This window comes from Pseudomonas sp. P5_B2, assembly GCF_056400445.1.
The window spans coordinates 1-749 of sequence record NZ_JBFULH010001295.1 but is presented as its reverse complement, the minus strand read 5'-3'; the positions used below and the strand labels follow the sequence as shown (position 1 = coordinate 749).

Genomic DNA, 749 nt, shown 5'->3' with positions numbered 1-749 from the left:
AGACAATTGGCTTCGCCACCGTGCGTGCCGGTGACATCGTGGGTGATCACACGGTGCTGTTCGCTGCCGACGGTGAGCGTGTCGAGATCACCCACAAGGCGTCCAGCCGCATGACCTTCGCCAAGGGCGCGGTGCGTGCTGCGTTGTGGYTGGATGGTCGTGAGGCTGGTCTTTACGACATGCAAGACGTGCTCGATCTGCGTTAAGATGTACCCGAAATCGGGTTCAAGCCTTGCGTTTGAGCCCGGTTTTACCCCGCCAAGCGACGACCTGTCGCATTCTCCAGMCTTTCAGGCTCATTGGCGGTAGACCAAAAATGCCTTTTTCTGTAAGCTACAGCTTTAGTGTGTCCACTAAAAGCGCGCAGAATTATTCGGTGAAGAAGCGGGGTGACGTGTCCATACGTCACTCCGCTTTTTTACAACCTGCGATCGCCCTTTCAGGCTTTATTTACGGGAGGTCTTCTTGACTAAGCCAGCCATACTCGCCCTTGCTGATGGCAGCATTTTTCGCGGCGAAGCCATTGGAGCCGACGGTCAAACCGTTGGTGAGGTGGTGTTTAACACCGCAATGACCGGCTATCAGGAAATCCTTACCGATCCTTCCTACGCCCAACAGATTGTTACCCTGACTTACCCGCACATCGGCAATACCGGCACCACGCCGGAAGACGCCGAGTCCGACCGCGTCTGGTCCGCTGGCCTGGTCATCCGTGACCTGCCGCTGGTTGCGAGCAACTGGCGTAACAC

Annotated in this window: 2 protein-coding genes; both read left to right on the top strand. The window is 56.5% G+C overall.

Features of this window, described 5'->3' with window-relative positions:
* Window positions 1-206: dihydrodipicolinate reductase C-terminal domain-containing protein (locus AC1DRJ_RS30845; RefSeq protein WP_477805443.1), on the top strand; the 206-nt coding region annotated here is incomplete at its 5' end.
* Window positions 207-465: 259 nt separating this feature from the next.
* Window positions 466-749: carbamoyl-phosphate synthase domain-containing protein (locus AC1DRJ_RS30840; RefSeq protein ID WP_477805442.1), on the top strand; the 284-nt coding region annotated here is incomplete at its 3' end.